This is a genomic window from Pseudoalteromonas sp. DY56-GL79 (genome assembly GCF_041414765.1).
Classification (GTDB): Bacteria; Pseudomonadota; Gammaproteobacteria; order Enterobacterales; family Alteromonadaceae; genus Pseudoalteromonas; species Pseudoalteromonas piscicida.
The window spans coordinates 102,679-118,905 of record NZ_JANHZS010000002.1; the positions used below are offsets into that span (position 1 = coordinate 102,679).

17 protein-coding genes are annotated in these 16,227 nt (G+C 48.0%); all 17 read right to left on the reverse strand.

Annotation, left to right across the window (positions count from 1 at the left end; translation table 11 throughout):
- Positions 1-8: 8 nt before the first annotated feature.
- From NO992_RS01810 to NO992_RS01890, 17 genes are read right to left on the reverse strand one after another with little or no spacing between them, the layout of a single operon-like run.
- A complete protein-coding gene (locus NO992_RS01810) occupies positions 9-986 on the reverse strand; it encodes a GNAT family N-acetyltransferase (RefSeq protein ID WP_017218076.1) in 978 nt (325 codons plus the stop codon).
- Positions 976-1,653, reverse strand: coding sequence for a class I SAM-dependent methyltransferase (locus NO992_RS01815; protein ID WP_235368074.1), 678 nt, complete (start codon positions 1,651-1,653; stop codon positions 976-978). Before NO992_RS01815 ends, NO992_RS01810 begins: the two co-directional genes overlap by 11 nt.
- Positions 1,654-1,709: 56 nt before the next feature.
- Positions 1,710-2,432, reverse strand: a complete 723-nt coding sequence (locus tag NO992_RS01820; protein WP_371373902.1) for an NDP-sugar synthase — start codon at positions 2,430-2,432, stop codon at positions 1,710-1,712.
- A gap of 1 nt (position 2,433) precedes the next feature.
- Positions 2,434-3,903 carry a PfkB family carbohydrate kinase gene (locus NO992_RS01825; RefSeq protein ID WP_371373905.1) on the reverse strand — a complete coding sequence of 490 codons (1,470 nt, stop codon included), beginning with the start codon at positions 3,901-3,903 and terminating at the stop codon, positions 2,434-2,436.
- On the reverse strand, positions 3,893-5,098 hold the full coding sequence (locus NO992_RS01830) for a DegT/DnrJ/EryC1/StrS aminotransferase family protein (protein ID WP_235368071.1): 1,206 nt from the start codon (positions 5,096-5,098) through the stop codon (positions 3,893-3,895). The genes NO992_RS01825 and NO992_RS01830 overlap by 11 nt, the downstream gene beginning before the upstream one ends.
- Positions 5,095-6,063 carry a Gfo/Idh/MocA family protein gene (locus tag NO992_RS01835; protein WP_371373908.1) on the reverse strand — a complete coding sequence of 323 codons (969 nt, stop codon included), beginning with the start codon at positions 6,061-6,063 and terminating at the stop codon, positions 5,095-5,097. Before NO992_RS01835 ends, NO992_RS01830 begins: the two co-directional genes overlap by 4 nt.
- Positions 6,064-6,066: 3 nt before the next feature.
- On the reverse strand, positions 6,067-7,389 hold the full coding sequence (locus tag NO992_RS01840; RefSeq protein WP_371373911.1) for a hypothetical protein: 1,323 nt from the start codon (positions 7,387-7,389) through the stop codon (positions 6,067-6,069).
- Positions 7,389-7,883, reverse strand: a complete 495-nt coding sequence (locus NO992_RS01845; protein ID WP_010369222.1) for a WbuC family cupin fold metalloprotein — start codon at positions 7,881-7,883, stop codon at positions 7,389-7,391. Before NO992_RS01845 ends, NO992_RS01840 begins: the two co-directional genes overlap by 1 nt.
- A complete protein-coding gene (locus NO992_RS01850; RefSeq protein WP_371373915.1) occupies positions 7,883-8,902 on the reverse strand; it encodes a TylF/MycF/NovP-related O-methyltransferase in 1,020 nt (339 codons plus the stop codon). Before NO992_RS01850 ends, NO992_RS01845 begins: the two co-directional genes overlap by 1 nt.
- A complete protein-coding gene (locus NO992_RS01855) occupies positions 8,899-10,386 on the reverse strand; it encodes a hypothetical protein (RefSeq protein WP_371373918.1) in 1,488 nt (495 codons plus the stop codon). The genes NO992_RS01850 and NO992_RS01855 overlap by 4 nt, the downstream gene beginning before the upstream one ends.
- A 31-nt stretch (positions 10,387-10,417) precedes the next feature.
- Positions 10,418-11,125: a formyltransferase family protein gene (locus tag NO992_RS01860; protein WP_371373921.1), complete on the reverse strand. Its 708-nt coding sequence runs from the start codon at positions 11,123-11,125 to the stop codon at positions 10,418-10,420.
- Between the two features lie 7 nt (positions 11,126-11,132).
- Positions 11,133-11,855: a bifunctional 2-polyprenyl-6-hydroxyphenol methylase/3-demethylubiquinol 3-O-methyltransferase UbiG gene (locus tag NO992_RS01865; protein ID WP_010369209.1), complete on the reverse strand. Its 723-nt coding sequence runs from the start codon at positions 11,853-11,855 to the stop codon at positions 11,133-11,135.
- 23 nt (positions 11,856-11,878) lie between these two features.
- On the reverse strand, positions 11,879-12,913 hold the full coding sequence (locus NO992_RS01870; protein WP_371373925.1) for a zinc-binding dehydrogenase: 1,035 nt from the start codon (positions 12,911-12,913) through the stop codon (positions 11,879-11,881).
- Between the two features lies 1 nt (position 12,914).
- Positions 12,915-13,919 (reverse strand): phosphotransferase, encoded by a 1,005-nt coding sequence (locus tag NO992_RS01875; protein WP_235368063.1) that lies wholly within the window; start codon positions 13,917-13,919, stop codon positions 12,915-12,917.
- Positions 13,901-14,509 (reverse strand): hypothetical protein, encoded by a 609-nt coding sequence (locus tag NO992_RS01880; RefSeq protein WP_010369202.1) that lies wholly within the window; start codon positions 14,507-14,509, stop codon positions 13,901-13,903. The genes NO992_RS01875 and NO992_RS01880 overlap by 19 nt, the downstream gene beginning before the upstream one ends.
- Positions 14,506-15,426 carry a transketolase family protein gene (locus NO992_RS01885; RefSeq protein WP_371373930.1) on the reverse strand — a complete coding sequence of 307 codons (921 nt, stop codon included), beginning with the start codon at positions 15,424-15,426 and terminating at the stop codon, positions 14,506-14,508. The genes NO992_RS01880 and NO992_RS01885 overlap by 4 nt, the downstream gene beginning before the upstream one ends.
- On the reverse strand, positions 15,423-16,226 hold the full coding sequence (locus NO992_RS01890) for a transketolase (protein WP_081629137.1): 804 nt from the start codon (positions 16,224-16,226) through the stop codon (positions 15,423-15,425). The genes NO992_RS01885 and NO992_RS01890 overlap by 4 nt, the downstream gene beginning before the upstream one ends.
- Position 16,227 lies beyond the last annotated feature (1 nt).

Genomic DNA, 16,227 nt, shown 5'->3' on the forward strand with positions numbered 1-16,227 from the left:
GGCCTGTGTTAGCCAAGCCTGATATGAAAATATGGTTCGATATTGCCACCGAAACTCAATTTGAACCAGCCCCTCTGCGGACTGTTAATCCCCTCTAAATCCAATCGCGAGATACCTTTTTGCGCTAGTAGCGGGAAGGCTTGCCACAAAACAGCCGTCCCAGTATGGCTATCGCGCATGTCTGGGTGGTTTGCGCCGTAAAAATAGTAAGCAGTATCTTGATGAATTAAATAGGTCGCAAAACTACCGATTTTTTGGTCCTGAGTTTGTGCTTGATACATACATAGCAGCCCCTGTTCAGCTAAGCTTTTTATTCTTAGTGCTAGTGACGACAATTGCCTACCATCGACCTCAATTCCCTGACGCGCCATGGTCAACCCATAATATTGAGCGAACAAATCAAAGTTTTGTGACGGCTGGAGTGTTACTCCTTTTTTAATGCCATAGCGTATCTCCTGACGCCTTGATACTGAGCTATTGCTGTAGTTATCAGACTGTTCAAGTTCTACTTCTGTGGTGTTAAATTCATCGAGTTCAAGTATAGAAGTATAGCGCGGCACAGCAGCAAACATAGGGCCGTCATTATGATAATTGATCCACAAAAAGGCACGAATATCTTTAATGGCCGGGTGCAATTTGAGCTGCACCTGAGTGTAGTGCTCTGTGAGGTACTCGGCAATATATTCTTGCGCTGCGAACAACTCGGAGTGGCCCTGGGCACGATTAAGGTGACTGATATTGCGATGCGCTATGCCGTCATGGATAACATCATGGTGGCCGATGACCTGAGTTTCGCTTTCATCTACGATCAGTAGCACAGCGGCTATTTTTTCTTTGCCTTTACAGCAATAATAGGCGTGATACTTCACACCCAGCAGCGCAATAAACTGGCTATGAATAAACGGACTACCATGGGGAGATGTGGCGATAAAGCTGTCCCAGTGATGGTCCAGCTCACAACGCTCAAGAGTAAACTTATTCTTCATGAGTTGGCTTTTTCAGTACCATACTCCAAGCAGCATGTACTCCATCGCTGCCGTACTCGCTAGACTGAGCGTGACTGAGTGACACAATTTCAAATCGCGATACTAGCTGGTGGATGAGGTCTGCGTTAAAGAAATTGACGTTTCCAACACCTGCAAATGGTCCCCAAGTGTAGCCTGTTTTAGTATATTCATCGACCGACTCAGGCGCTTTAGCATAATCAGAGTGCTCAGTGCTAAACCAGTCAGTGATCAGTAATACACCGCCAGGCTTAAGTTTATCGTAAGCCTCATCTAGGTAGCGCTGAATGCTACTGGCTGGATTGTGTACGGATGCGCCCCGGTCGATGATTAAGTCGAACTGTGTTTGAAAGGGCCAGGGTTGTGTAAAGTCACCCACATACAGATTATTTGAAATGTTAGTGAATCTTTGTTTCAGCTCACCAATAATAAACTCGCTGCCATCAATACCATAAACGTTGGGACAATAACTGAGAAAAAAGGGAAAGTTTGCGCCAGCACCACATCCGACTTCCAAAATAGTAAAGTCTGGATTGCCCTCGCGCAGCTTAGTGTTGCGCAGAGCTCCGCTCACAATTTCGCTCCATGGCCAAACGGACATGTGCTGATTACTGCGGTAAAGTTGATCCCAGTTTTGACAAAATGACATAAATTATAAATCCTTAGACTTAGATTATTCTTTTAAGTTAAGCAAAGTTTGCGCCATTATAACAGTGGCATTGTCTGATTTTCGGCAATCTTTTGCGCTTCTGAGTAGCTTTCTGGTGTACCAATATCAATGTAATGCTCATCGACCAGCCAGCCTTGTAACTTACCAATCATACTAGGCACTACATCCAGGCTAAGCTCATAGGGCCGATCCACTTCTAGGTGCGAGAAATAGCGTTCATAGACTTCAGGTGAAAATATAAAGAGGGCGCCACTGGCAAGGTTGCCAGGAGGGTGTTCGACCTTTTCATGAAACTCCTGAATAACTTGATTTTCATCCAATTTAACAATACCACAGCTACGTGGCGTCGGGGTTTCGAACAAAAGTAAAGTAGCATCGGTCTGCGTCTGGCGTTGTTTATGTGCCTCAAGCATGCCCGCTAATGAGCTTTGACAGTAGTTATCAGCATGGATCACCATACATGTTTCTCTGTGCCAGAAATTTCGGTTGCGTACCAGTGTTCCTGCCGTGCCCATCAATTCAGGTTCGTAACTCAGGATAATGCGGTCATGATACGGGCTGGCGGCTACAAAGGCTTCAACCTGCTCACTAAAGTAATGGGTATTAACCAGGATCTCATCAACCCCAAGTTGAACGAGTTTATCTATCCATAAACCCAGCAAGGGTTGACCGTTGAGCGGAACAAGGCACTTTGGCAGAGTATCTGTGATTGGTCGCAGGCGGGTGCCAAGGCCTGCGGCAAGCAAAATAGCTTTCATATTAACTAAATGAATCCTTAACGGCTTGTTCAAGGAGCTGACAAGACAAAGGGGTATTACCCAGTGACGCAACCTGACATGCGGCAGCCAGGCTACCCAGGTAGCAGGCCTGCCAAATGTTTGCACCTGCAACCAACGCCAGTGAACTGGCAGCTAAAAAGCAGTCACCTGCGCCAGCAGGGTCGACGGCGTTGGTGTTCAGCGCGGGCAGGCGGTCGTTCTCCCAGTCATCAAATGTGTGATTGGGCTTGTGAATGAGGATCCCTTCTTCGGCGAGTGTAATCACCAGGTTTTTTGGCTGTGACACCTCTGTGAGCTTCTGCGCCAGGATAACCAAGCCGTCATCCGGATTATTCAGAGATACTCGCACCTCTCGCTCTGTTGGGGTTAACAGATCCATATTGCAGTAGCGGGCAATATCTCCCACTTGCGAAGAAGTCTGAGAGTCTGCAACCAGTCTGATCCCTCGCAGGTGGCAGGCAGCAGCAATTTTCTCAACCAGTGGTTGTGGTAGCAAACCGTAGTTAAAATCGGAAAATACTAACAGGTCAATCTGGTTGAGCTGGCTTTCGATTGCCTGATATATTTGTGCCTGCAACTCCTGTGATATCTTGTGTTGACGTACCTGATTAACCCGCAGCAAGGTTTTATTGCTGGCGCGGTAACGTGTTTTTAAAGGGGTCGGACGACTTTGATCGCTAAAGAACAAAGGCTCAACTTGGTAGTTTGCAATTTGCGAGCGTGTATAATTAGCGGTCTGATCCTCGCCCAATACCGAAGCCAGCACTACATGCTCTGCTCCCAGTGCTTTTATGTGTCCTGCTGTGATGGCTGCGCCGCCTAGGAATGTGTCTTTGCGGTTTGGGGTGATCACGATAGTCGGATCTTCCTGTGACAACCCTACGGCTGTGCCTTGTACATACTCGTCGACGATGACTTCGCCAATGACCAGGACACGCAGGGATTTCATTGCATCAAACAACTCATATAAGTCGTCAGCTGCAATCTTATGACGGTTGGCAAATCCTCGTGCCTGGGCAAAATCCATGCCCGGCACCGGCTTTTTGCTGCGGCGGAAAAAGTGCTCAGAATTACTTTCAAACTCACCTGAGCCAAAAATAAGCTTACCCCCGTAGCTGTTTAAGACTGCGAGTTCAGGATTTGAACGTGACTCAAACTCTTTTCCTTTAACAACTATTTGGGGCTTGAACCGTGCAACCTCTTGCTCAGGTGTGGCCGTGGTTATATGCGCTTCATCAACACACTCTAAGGACCGCACCACTTCCAGTCTAAGCTCTTCACTGACACGGCTGCGTACGGCCATAGATTTGTCCGCGTTGACAGCGACAATCAACTTGTCCCCACATTCTTTGGCGAATTTAAGAAGTCTGATGTGTCCTGCATGCAAGACGTCAAAGTTGCCTTGGACCAGGACAGTTCTTGTGTGTTTCTGTGGAGTGTCATTTGGCATAGTGTTGTTCGACTTTGACAATGGCGGCGCAAATATCCGTCACTTCTTGCTGGGTATATTGTTCATTTAAGTACAGGTTAAACGATCTGTCCCGCGCAGACACGGTATTTGGCGTTGATAATGGGGGCTTGATGTAGGGCAATGCCCACTTCCAGTCACTGATCAGGAATTTATAGTCCGGATTCAGGTCTACTCCCTCAGCTTGCAGGGCCTGACAAAATGTCAGTTTATCTACGCTGAGTGTCTCCTCGCGAATAAACACCTGAAGGAAAAACGGTGACGCACTGCCAGAGAATCTGGCAACATAACAACATGTCGATTGGGTGTTAATCCATTCAATTAGCGCATTTTGCACCGCGTTACGCGCAGTGATGGTCTCGTCAAGACGAGACAAAGAAGCATGGGCAACCGCACAGGAAAGCTCGTTGGTGTTCCAGTTAAGGGCGGGAAACAGGTTAAGCGAGGGGTCTCGTTCTGCGTATCCTTCTTGCCAAACTGGTTTTCCTCTGTCCGCATGTGCCAGAGCCATGTGATATAAAGATTGGTTTTTAGTGTAGACAATGCCGCCGCTGCCAGGGGCGGCAATATTTTTACGATACATGGTAGAGGTTGCCATGATATCGCCAAACCCACCAACCTTTTGACCATTCCATCTCGCGCCTGGCGCTTGAGAGCAGTCTTCAATGACTTTGATACCGCGCTGGTGGGCCTGGGTCACTATGGTTTCAACGTCGGTGGGGATACCCGCACAGTGAACCAGAATAATCGCACCGGTCTTGTCCGTGATCAGCGGTTCGATTTGTTCCCAGGTGCTGTTATAGCTATCCTCAGCCGCATCGGCTATCACAGGCACATATCCTTGGTGAATAATGGACGCGAGGGGCCCCGAATCGGTCACCGGTGAAAGAATAACTTCCTGACCTTGAGGTAGCATCAGCGCTGCAAGGGCAACGAATACGGATGCGGTGCCGGTTGCAACGGCTACGCTGTAACCGCCACCCATATACTCTGAAAAGGAGTTGCAATAAGCTTGCTCAAAGTCGCCGCCGTAGGGGGGATCAGATTCACTGTGCTGATAATGTGCAATCACCTTATTGAGCGCGTCTATTTCACTCGTGCCAAATGCCTTTCGGGCAGGCATAGGTGTGGTACGTACCGGGTTGCCGCCCAAGATAGCAAGGGGTTGTTTACTCATAACGCACTCCACCTGACAGGTTGTTTTGTCTGACGCGACAGATCTGCGCCAGTGAGTATTTTCACTACATTGAGGCCCAGCTCAAACTCCTCACAACATGACTGACCGCGTTGAACCTTAGCGATGAAAGACTCAAGAGACAGCCCAAGTGGCATCCGATTTGGTGAGCTAAGCGGCTGACTTTGTCCGCTATCCAGGTGTTCGACAAACAGATCCGGGTCCTCTCTGTCTACGAAATGGTAGACATCGTTGCCATAGGTCACAGCCATTTGTCTGGTTTTCTTGGCCATCCCATTCCCACCAACAACGGTTGCCGTGCTGCCATTACTAAAGGTCATAGTCACTTCAATATTTTCTCTTAATACATCCTGTGACAGATCAGCGTCGACAGGGAGTGCCCGACTGGAAATGGTGTCAGGCAATTCGCCGCAAAATTCCAGTGCTGCGGCAATAAAGTGGGGGGAATACTCCCAAAGTGGCGGCCAATTTTCTCGGGGATTGTAGGCCGCCCCTATTTTGGCCTCAAGATGTGTAGGCACACCAGGTTGCAGGCGGCGCAGTTGTGTAATTGCACTGTGATGCAGGTCGATGTGATCGACAGCCACAATGGCTTTACGTGCTCTGGCGAAGTCAAGCATCTCGGTTGCATCTGCAATGCTCATAGCCATAGGCTTTTCGATAAATAAAGGAATACCAGCGGCCATAATTTTCAGTGACGCAGCTTTGTTGAGATGCGGAGGCAGGGCCAAAATCACGCCATCTACTTTTACATCACTGCTCAGTAGCGCATTCACAGAATTAAACACCTGGCAATACGGTAATACGAAGTCGTGAGGGTTTTCGTTGCTTGTGACTACAAAGTCCAGAGACGCGCTGGTGATTTCTTCATTGAGTGTACGTGCAATTTTTTGTCCCCAACTGCCGAGTCCAACCAGTGCCAGTGAAAGTGAAGTGTGTACGCTCATTATTTAGCTTTGCTCCATATCAGCAGGATCGTCATAAAGGTCGGAGAAGTCTTGTAGTTCGCCGGTTTGTATCTGACGATGGAGTTTTAAGAAGGCACCATGAATGGTTTCAGTGGTGCCACTGTGCCAGATAACAACCTGATTCTCATGAGCTCTAAATTCTGGTTGTTCACCAAAGAAATAGCCACCGGTGGCAACATTTTTGACGCTGTTTGAAAAATGCTCCCGGCTGGTGGGGATAAACATGATCGAATTGACGTTTTCGGTAAAGAAGTAGGTGTAACTGGTGCCGCCATTGATACTCATGTTGATATGGGCACGACGGTACAGGGCAAACCGGACATGCATGTCTATAGAAGCCAGCGGCAAGGTATCGCAATGACTCAGGCACTCGGGCAGAGCTTCGCATGCTTTGCTGGTATCGCGCACGACAATAATGTGGAATTCTTCGCTGTCGACCCGTTTGGTAAATTCAGCCCATTCTTCCACCGGACTATTGCGGTGTTCATGCAGAGGGTACTCACGTAGTGTGATGACCAGCAACTTTTTACCGCCAATATTACGGTCCTGAACAAAGCTATCCACTAATGCTTCGGCATGGGCGTGCGGTCTGAAACGTGCTGTGTCTATACCCGCTCGTTTATATTTAAGCACTTGCTCAATTTTCAGGTGGATACCTCTATGTGTTTCACGGAATGACTCAGGAAAGACATGGGGCTGATGTTGCAACATCTCGACCGCTTGTTGGCGGTAGGACATTTTAGACACTCCCGAGCAGGCTGGGAGCGCTTCAAAAACAGGAATAACAATATGATTGAGTCGCCATTCAACATCATCCAGCTCATGAGAAGTGGTAAAACTCAGGGAGTCAGGATCTGAAGAGCGCTTCGGCTGGATCACAAAATGGATGGAATCGTATTGGTGCTCTTCTCGGTACAATTCTGCTTGGATAGCAAAACAGCAGCAATCAAATGTCGCAACGTTGCGAGACAAATCGAAGACAGCGTAGAGTACTTTGTCTTTGCGCACGGTGGGGATAATAACATCCTTGCACGCTACGATGATGCTTTGCATCTGGTTGTAAAAGTAAATTTTTTCCAGGTCGATACCGTGTTTAACTAAGTCATGTGCGATCTCGTCGACAAACATGGAGCAGATGATGATCCTGTCAATCTCTGTCTGGACTAGCTCAGGCAAAGATAAAGTAGGGTGGGATTCAAACTGCTCTTGTCCCGATGTGCAGGCATATATTAGTTCGTGCTCATCTGCTAGTGTTGAAGTAAGTTGTTCGGTGACTGTATTAACACCGTATAAAGCTATTTTCATTACTGACCTGTTATTCTTCTATAATACTCTTGCAATTCGTCAGGTTTATTTTCTGACGGTGCCCAGGGGGCGTATTCAACATCTATGTCTTTGTCGAATGGGCCGACATAACATTCGTGATAAACAACCCACTCTGAGCGGGCAATTGGCAGGTGCCATAATGGCGCACTAAGGCGATACATAAAAGCACCCTGACCATTATCTGACATGGGGATACGCTGTGATACCAGCCCCTTGTCGTCAAAAATAAAGACCTCCATTTCCCCTTCAATCAGATGATAGGACTCCGATTTATGTTGGGGGTGGCGGTGAGGCGTCATTAACGCGCTGCGATGCAACACAATAATCATCTCCTGGATAGGGTCTTGATTATCTCTGTGACAACACAATCTAAAGCGCTTGGTCGGGGAAGCCAACGCACGCGCTTTTAACATGTCTAAGGTACTGTTATCGACTGTCAACACGTCTTTGTCGTTGAAGATAGCAACACTCATCAGGTGTTGCTCGCTGATTTTTTACTGTAGCCACGTATCGCAAGGATATATGAGCCGATGCCATAGTGGCCACGCGGTTCAAACTCGATGTTGTATTTGTTGCAGATATCGGCCCAGGCTCTTTGCTGTCCAAACTCCGGGAGGTTACCGTTGCAGCTCCAGTCATCAAACAGCAAAATGGCACCCTTAGAAAGCAGCTCGTTGGTAAACATATAATCGAGTACCTGATAGGTAGATTCGTACAGATCGCAGTCCAGGTGTAACAGTGCAAACCGCTCTTCGGGTTTGATTTGCACCATAGTTTCTTCGAACCAACCCTGATAAATACTAAAATCTGAAAACTTGAGCTGAGTATTGAGTGTATCCGCCAGCTGTTGTGCACTGATGTCTGCACAGGCGCCTTCTCCCCAGACGTTACTCTGGACAAGAGGGGACTCCAGATCGATATCATGGGTAGAAGCTGGCAAGCCCTCAAAACTATCAAACAGGTGCAGGTGCTTAGCCGGCATATTGTAATACTGGCTGCAGTCTCTGAGAGTTCTGGCAAGCATATAGCTGGATTGGCCAGTGCCACATCCGAACTCAGCAATATTACCTGCGACCTGATTGGCCATGACTAACTCGACTTGCATCGCCAGCGTTCGAAGCACGTCTTCACGGAAGCTAAAATAGGTGTGAATATCGGGCGCTTTGCCTTGTGGGTAGCCAGTGAAAATGCCAAACTCCAGGCTAAACCCGTTCATCATATTGTGGTGCGCGACATAGACTTTTTCTTCCGGGACACCTAAAGAGAGCAGTTGGGGCTTAATCTCTTTGTGGTACTGACTGGCAATGATGATCTGATCATAGGACAAAGACGATAAAACGTCAGGCCCTTTGATTTCTACTCCTTCACGCATCGAGCCCCAAAGTGCAGCGTTGTTATCTATCAGGCATACAACCTCATGCCCTTGCTGATTTAAGAATAGCTGCAGGGTATTTTGCCCGCCTTTTCCTGTGCCAAAAATGATCACTCTCATAGAAGGTCTCCCTTAGGCTTTTTAAATAATAAAATATGTGTGTCGGTTGCATTAAGCGTCGTGACATCGCTGAAGATGCTTTTCAGTAACGCCTGCTCCGAGCTAATAAACGTAAATCCAAGCTCCATTGCTGTGCGCTCAAGTAACGCTGCCTGGTTTGACTGTGTTTGTTCGTTCATTTGTAACAGCAGATCCCCATCGGGCTTAAGTACACGCAATGATTCGGCCAGTAACGCTTGTAACCGGCTGTGCTCAAGATTGAATGTGCGGGGGGTCAGATAAACCAGCGCAACGCTGTTGGCGTCATGATAGAGGTCGACTGGTTGCTCATTCTCTGGGCTGAGTGTGTTGTAAAACAGCGATGGTGAGTCGCCATAGATGGCCCAGTTGTCGTTTTCCAGTGAGCCAATTGGATAAACACACACTTTGAGTTCACTACAACGTTGCCACGGCATAAGGGGATAATGTGAGACAATCCCTTTTATCATGGCCGCAGTGTTGCGACGACGGCTGGGCGTAATGGTTAGCTCGCAGACGATGCGCTGTGCAGAGTCACTCGAAATGCCTCTGTGTAGTAGTTGGCTGACCTCCAATAAAGCCCAGGTGCCGGTTGGCCCGGTCACAAACACTTCCTGGCCTTGCTCTGTTTTTATTGCTGTTGTACCAAGCGCTTTACTTGGTGGAGTCAAAAAGAGCAGCAGCTTTATGACTGTGTCTGGCAAACTATCGGTGTGATAAGCATTTGAGCCCAATTGAGAGTCTGATATTTGCGCCAGGCGGGTAATGCGGCCATTGACGACTTGCCAGTTATAACCAAGCTGAGTGCAGACATCGTCATACACATGAGCCAGAAATTCATCGATATGCTGTCGGGCCTCATGCGTTAATTGTAATCGTTGCACCTCCGAATCATCGTTCAGTGAGGTAAAGTTGCGGTAATAGGTGTAGTCTGACTGACTGGCAGTTGTGTCATAGCCTGAGCGAGGCAGAGATTCGGCAACCTGCCTGAAGCGGTCGGCAAAAGCTGGGTCAACCTCACCAATATAAAATTTGTTGCGAGCAAAATCTGCTGTGTGCGCGCCTTCGTAGTCGCGTCGAGCCAGATGGGTGTGTTCTTTCCATGCCTGCTCTGAGCGATACAAGGGGTTATCAAAGCTGGTTTGATAATCAAGCAGTGAGATTATCTCAAGCTCTGCCGGAGCGAAGCGTTCGAGTAATTTATCTTTAATGGCATAAAAAAATGTTTGTGATGACACTACTATCTTATAGTGCTGTAAATCTTCACGCGTTAAGTCGGTTAATCCGGTGACGGTGTCTGTGCCGGATTTGTCATCGATGAGCATAGCCGGAGAGACTAAAGCATCTTGTTTAATCAGCGCCAGAATTTGCTCACATCCACCACCACTGCCGTAAATGGCATAAGGCTCGGTGGCCAAGTTGTGCTTGTGATACTGTTCGAGAAACCGGGTTTTTATTTCACTCATAAGGACTTCCTGGATCAGACAAGCTGAAACATTACTGGCTCACATCGCTGTGTAGTGCTTTAAGATAGTGTGCAAATACCTGTTCAAAATCAGCATCGACTTCGGACGGGATCTTCAGCCTGCTTAATGGCGTTTGCGGGTCTACCGTAAAGTGGCTCGAAGTGTCGTCGAGATAAAGTGCAAACTGCGAGAGCAGCTCACACTCCATGTTATACGCCCTGTCACAGACCTCTTTGTAGGTGTCTGATGCTATAACCGGCACTGTCATTTTTTTAATCACGGTGCCTGCATCAATGTGTTTATCAATTTTATGCAGAGTAATACCGATTGGCTGCCGTCTGACAATGGCCCATTTAAACGAGTCTAAGCCTCTGTTTTCCGGGATCAGACCCGGATGACAGTTAAAAATAGTATTACCTTCAATAAAGTGCTGCGGGATGATTTTTGCGATGGCTGTGACAAAATAATCAGGTTTGTTTGCCAGCGTATTCAGACGCTCTGACGAAGCTGCACCCCAGCAATTCATAGCGTGGTAGTGAACGCCACAGGTATGGCAAAAGGCCTCTACATCTAGCTCTATGAGTTGAAATGGCCGCTCCTCAAAAGGGCGCGGCTGACTTGGGCGGTATGAAAAAGGAAAAGCAAATAGCGAGATTTCATACCCCATAGTCAAAAATTTTTGCATCAACTGATAGGTCATTAAGTGACCTGTTTGATAGGTGAAAATACCAACGTGCATAACCAACTCACTCTTTCTTGGGTGCCACACACAGCATGATCAGGTACTGGCACATTGGGAAGAAGCCGGTGTGAACCACTTCATCGTTCATCCCAAAGGGATAGACATTGTGAAAATACTGTTCACAAAATACCTTAAGATCCGCGCCTGACATACAGTTTATATGACCCTCTTTAGATGCCTTTGAGGCATACTTCTGTGACTCTAGCGAGGGGATCCCCAAGATTAAAGTACCCTGAGGAGTCATTGAAGCAACAATGTTTTCCATGAACAAACCAGCTTGTTGGGGATCGATGTGCTCGAATACATCCATCGTAAATACACCGTCAAATGTGCCTTCAACCGGACCACCAATAATGTCGTGCCCCTGAAAAGTCACATTGTCCAGATTTTTCCCCATATATTTCTGTGCATCTTGAATATGTGGCTTGTAAAAGTCCACGGATGTGAGCTTTTTCACAGTCTGAGAAACGATCAAAGATCCCATCCCTTCCTGACAACCAATTTCAAGTACATTATCGAAGTCTGCAAACATTTTAGAAACAAATTTATGGCGAGACATCAAGAAGCTAAAGCGCTTTGGGTCTTGTAAAATCCCCTGGCTGTTATAAGGACCGAGTGTCAGCAGATCCTGTTCTTCGATGTCAACGTTCTCATCCTGTTTTAGCCAGGTCTCTTTGGCCGTCTGAGATGAGCCGGTGCCAAAAAATGTCTTATCTTGTTTGTTCATATTTTTTCCTTGTTACATCGTTTCTATTCCATCCTAATTACTGCTCGGATAATTTTTTTGTTTGCGAGGTCGTCCAAAGCGTCGTTGATCTGGTCGAGCTCATAAGTTTTACTGATCAAAGAGTGCAGATCCAGCTTATTTTGTTTGAATAATTCGACAAAGATAGGAATGTCTTTGTCTGGCTGACTTCCGCCTCCCCAGCTGCCGCGAAGAGATTTGCCACGATGAAAAGCATGTGGCTCTAATTGAATTTTGAGGTCATTACTCGGATGAGAGGCAAAGACGCACTGACCACCTCCATCTCTTACAGATTCAAAAGCTTGCTCTATGGTGGTTGTGGTTCCACCGGCTTCCAGACTGTAGTCAACACCCAGACCTTCTGTGATGTCATAGATGGCACTGACAGGATCTGAATCGTTGGCATTGATGGTGTGCGTGGCACCCAGCTGCCTGGCGATGGCGAGTTTCTCTTCGCTAACGTCAACAGCGATTAACTTTGTTGGATTACTCAGCTTTGCGGCGAGCAGCGCGCTCATGCCGATCCCGCCAAGTCCAAAAATGGCCAGAGTTTTTTCTGTCTCAGGCTTCAGCTCGTTGAACACCAGGCCAAGCCCGGTGGGCAAGGCGCAGCCAAGTAGTATGGCGAGCTTGTCCGGAAAGCCTTCAGGCAGCTTCACAACCCGGTTTTCAGCCACTATGGTTTGATCGCACAGCGTCGTCGCGCTCCCCGAGTTAATGAGGTATCCGTCATGTGGATATTTTCCGCCCGGAGCATCCTGACCTTCACCTTTGATCCAGCCTATTACGACTTTGTCGCCGACCTGTACTTTGGTGACGCCGTCACCCACCGCCTCGACAATACCAACACCTTCATGTCCAAGCAGGTGGGGCAGATATTTGTCTTCACCACGACCACCATTGACTTCCATCAACTGGGAGTGGCACAAGCCGCTGTAGAGAATTTTGACCTGCACCTGGCCTGTGATAAGCGCCGGCAGTTGAATGTTGTCAACTATCTTAAGAGGCTGACCTGTTTCAAATAGTACTGCTGCTTTCATTCTAGTTGTCTCTTAATTGGGTTTGTAACGTATGCATTTTAACGTTAATTTGAGCAAAGTAGCGTTGACTCTTGTCAAGTTGCTGCGCCTGCATGTGCTGTAATTTTGCATTTCTTTCTTCTAAGCAAGAAATGTTCCAGGAAAACAGTCTCCTGGCCTGAACATCAGGTAAAAACTCGTTGAGCATGATTAAGCACCACTTGAGCAGCGTGAGCTCAAAGACGCACTTTAGAGTGTTCCCAGCGGATGCTTGTGCTGCAAATAGTGGCGAGCGTAAAAACAGTGGTAAGTAAGACAGTGGCACGGGCACAGCTGGCTGGGCAAAAAAGTCGCATAGCAGCTTCCAGGCACTGTCATTTCCAGCATATTCGAAATCAATAAAATACACGTCATCGCGATATTTCAGTGCGTTATGAAAGCCAAAGTCAGAGGGGGAGACCACGTCGTTTGGACAGGGCTGTTGCCAGTCTATACCGGGCGTTGTGCTGATAACTCTGGTGCGAAGTTCTATCGCCGTCAGCAGAGTATTGAGTTCAACGTTGTCACGCAGAGATTCGAATCGTGAAAGACGCCGTGTGACTAATTGAATAAAGTCTTCCAGTTTAGCCGGGCTATCCGCAGCCGCATTGAGCGCCGTGCGCTCAACCTGATGACTGTTGATGGCTGCAATGAAATTGCATGCTGCACTGACATCCTGTGCTCTCACTGTGTCAAAGGTGTGGCCGTCAATAAACTCGTATATGGCAGACAGGGTGTTAGAACAATAACCGATAGGCCTGGCTATATTTGAGATACCGGCCTTGTGTAGCTGCTGACTAAACTGAAATTCATTGTAAAGCTTGTCGAATGCCCGTGCGCCTGGCGCAAAGCATTTCAGAAAATAGGCGTTGTTATCCGAAAAGAGCTTATGCCCCTGATTATTTGCGCCCTGCGGCAAGCTGGAACTGCGCCAGTGGGTTTGTCCCAGAGTAGATGAGATAAAGTCTGTTAATTCAGCAGAGAACATAGCCAGGCATCCAATGCTTGCCAATGGTTGATTTGCGGGCCGCTGAACCCCTGAAGTGCGTTGGGTGCGAACAATACCCCATGACACTGTGCAGGAAAATCACTGTGCGTCAGAATATCTGGCAGATCATCAATAAACACGTCACACTTGAGCTGTGAGATACGCGCAACCTTTCGTACTTTGGTCTCGCTAAAAAAGACCAAATCAGAGTCAACAGGCGCATCGGCTGATCCGATAAAACCGTGGCTGAGGAGCCACTGTGTGGCTGCGTCATGAAAGTCAACACGCTCCCCAATAATCGGGTATTTAGTTTTATGCGACACGATGGCCAGTCTATGTCCTTGTGCATAAAGGCATTGCATTGCTGCTAGTGCACCTGGATAGGGGCGTGCCTGGGTGATTTCTTTCCCGTAGACGATACCCTGTAGCTCGGTCCATTTGGCTTCGTTGTCCTGGTCAATAAAATACTGTTTAACTTCATTTTTGCTTTGACCGACCGTCTCTGGTAGCCAGCCAAGCGCACAACCGACGCGATAAAATACGCCGGTGTAGTCGGCAATGGTGTTATCAAAATCTATGCCTATGATCACACCACACCTCGCTCTGATAAGGTGCTCATAATATCAGGCACAGTCAGACCCGCTTTGGCTCTTGCATCTGCGGTGGAATGCACCTGATCGATAAAGCGGTCCGGGATCCCGAAACGGTGCACCCGTGGCCAGTTTGCCTGTTCACTAAAGTACTCCAGCACAGCGCTACCAAAGCCACCGCTGACATTGTGTTCTTCGAGTGTGATCACATGGTCAAAACGGGTTATCGCATCGTTTAAATACGATTGGTCGAGCGGTTTTACGGTGTGGAAACTCACCAGTTCTGGCGATAATCCGCGCTCCGTCAGTTCGCTTACTAATGCTTGTGCAAGAGGCATAATGGTACCAGTACTCAGCACGGCAATGCGCTCACCTGGTTGCATCACATGCACCTTGCCAAAGGTAAGGGCAGGGTTTCCTTCGTGGACTGCCGGCTCGTTTTTCTTACCAATTCTGAAGTAGCAAGGAGCGTTAAGCTCTATCAGCTGTGGCATCAGTTGCTCAAGCTCGTATGCGTCAGCCGGGCAGACCACGTGCATATTTGGCAGTGCGCGCATCAGCGCAATATCTTCGAATGAGTGATGAGTGGGACCCAGGTTAGCGTAAGATAAGCCAGAGCCGGTGCCGACGATGACCACAGGCTGATTCTGATAAGCGATATCAATTTTGATCTGTTCAAAGTTACGTGACGTGGTAAACGGGGTGATAGTATAAATAAAGGGCTTATGGCCCATCATGGCGCTACCAGCGGCCATAGAGGCCATATTCGCTTCCGCAATTCCCGCGTTGATAGCGCGCTCTTCGGCAAACTCCTTTAAGGGGTTAAACAACCGGTTACCTATATCTGCGTAAAAGAGCAACAGTGATTCGTCGTCTTTAGCAAGCTCAGTCAGGACTCGTGCAAATGCGTTTCTCATGATATTCCCAGCTCCTGTTTTGCCTGAGCAACTTCTTCTTCAGTCGGAATGCGGTAGTGCCAGTTGTTGTCGTTTTCCATAAATGACACGCCTTTACCTTTAACCGTATCGGCCACAATGCACACAGGTTGTTGGATGGATTTTGCGGCTTCCAAAGCTTGTTCCAGCGCACCAAGATCATGACCATCGACGCGCATTGTATGCCAGCCGAAGGCTCGCCATTTCTCTTCAAGCGGCTCCAGATGCATAATCTCGGTACTTTCACCTGTACCTTGTAATTTGTTAAAGTCGACAATGGCAACCAGGTTACTTAAGCGCTTACCGGCTGCAAACATCGCAGCCTCCCAGACTGTCCCTTCATTGATCTCTCCGTCGCCCATGAGCACGTAAAAGCGGTTCTTAGCGCCTTGTAACTGTTTGCTCAGTGCCATGCCGGTTGCTAACGATAAAGCATGGCCCAGAGATCCTGAAACCGTCTCCATGCCTGCTGGGGCGTGTATTCCCGGGTGCTCTTCAAACTGGCTGCCAGTCTGACCATGCTCGTACAGTGCCGTTGGAGAAAAGTAATCACGGTAGGCAAGGGTTGTGTACAGCGCGCTGGCGGCATGTCCTTTACCCAACAAAAAGTAATCACGCTCAGGATTAGCCGGGTTGTTGGGCGTGATATGCATCGTGCGCCAATACAACACGGTCAGAATATCAACACAGGACAAACAACTGCCCAGGTGTGGTGTTTTTGTCTGGCTGGATACGTCACACAAAGTGTAACGGATCTGCGCAGCGATGGAGTTCAAAGTCATA

Coding starts and splice junctions, on each gene's coding strand:
- NO992_RS01885 (WP_371373930.1), bottom strand. CDS start 15,426: ATGAGAAACGCATTTGCACGAGTCCTGACTGAGCTTGCTAAAGACGAC.
- NO992_RS01865 (WP_010369209.1), bottom strand. CDS start 11,855: ATGAACAAACAAGATAAGACATTTTTTGGCACCGGCTCATCTCAGACG.
- NO992_RS01870 (WP_371373925.1), bottom strand. CDS start 12,913: ATGAAAGCAGCAGTACTATTTGAAACAGGTCAGCCTCTTAAGATAGTT.
- NO992_RS01810 (WP_017218076.1), bottom strand. CDS start 986: ATGAAGAATAAGTTTACTCTTGAGCGTTGTGAGCTGGACCATCACTGG.
- NO992_RS01855 (WP_371373918.1), bottom strand. CDS start 10,386: ATGAGTGAAATAAAAACCCGGTTTCTCGAACAGTATCACAAGCACAAC.
- NO992_RS01890 (WP_081629137.1), bottom strand. CDS start 16,226: ATGACTTTGAACTCCATCGCTGCGCAGATCCGTTACACTTTGTGTGAC.
- NO992_RS01815 (WP_235368074.1), bottom strand. CDS start 1,653: ATGTCATTTTGTCAAAACTGGGATCAACTTTACCGCAGTAATCAGCAC.
- NO992_RS01875 (WP_235368063.1), bottom strand. CDS start 13,919: ATGTTCTCTGCTGAATTAACAGACTTTATCTCATCTACTCTGGGACAA.
- NO992_RS01860 (WP_371373921.1), bottom strand. CDS start 11,125: ATGCACGTTGGTATTTTCACCTATCAAACAGGTCACTTAATGACCTAT.
- NO992_RS01835 (WP_371373908.1), bottom strand. CDS start 6,063: ATGAGCGTACACACTTCACTTTCACTGGCACTGGTTGGACTCGGCAGT.
- NO992_RS01840 (WP_371373911.1), bottom strand. CDS start 7,389: ATGAAAATAGCTTTATACGGTGTTAATACAGTCACCGAACAACTTACT.
- NO992_RS01850 (WP_371373915.1), bottom strand. CDS start 8,902: ATGAGAGTGATCATTTTTGGCACAGGAAAAGGCGGGCAAAATACCCTG.
- NO992_RS01830 (WP_235368071.1), bottom strand. CDS start 5,098: ATGAGTAAACAACCCCTTGCTATCTTGGGCGGCAACCCGGTACGTACC.
- NO992_RS01820 (WP_371373902.1), bottom strand. CDS start 2,432: ATGAAAGCTATTTTGCTTGCCGCAGGCCTTGGCACCCGCCTGCGACCA.
- NO992_RS01825 (WP_371373905.1), bottom strand. CDS start 3,903: ATGCCAAATGACACTCCACAGAAACACACAAGAACTGTCCTGGTCCAA.
- NO992_RS01845 (WP_010369222.1), bottom strand. CDS start 7,883: ATGAGTGTTGCTATCTTCAACGACAAAGACGTGTTGACAGTCGATAAC.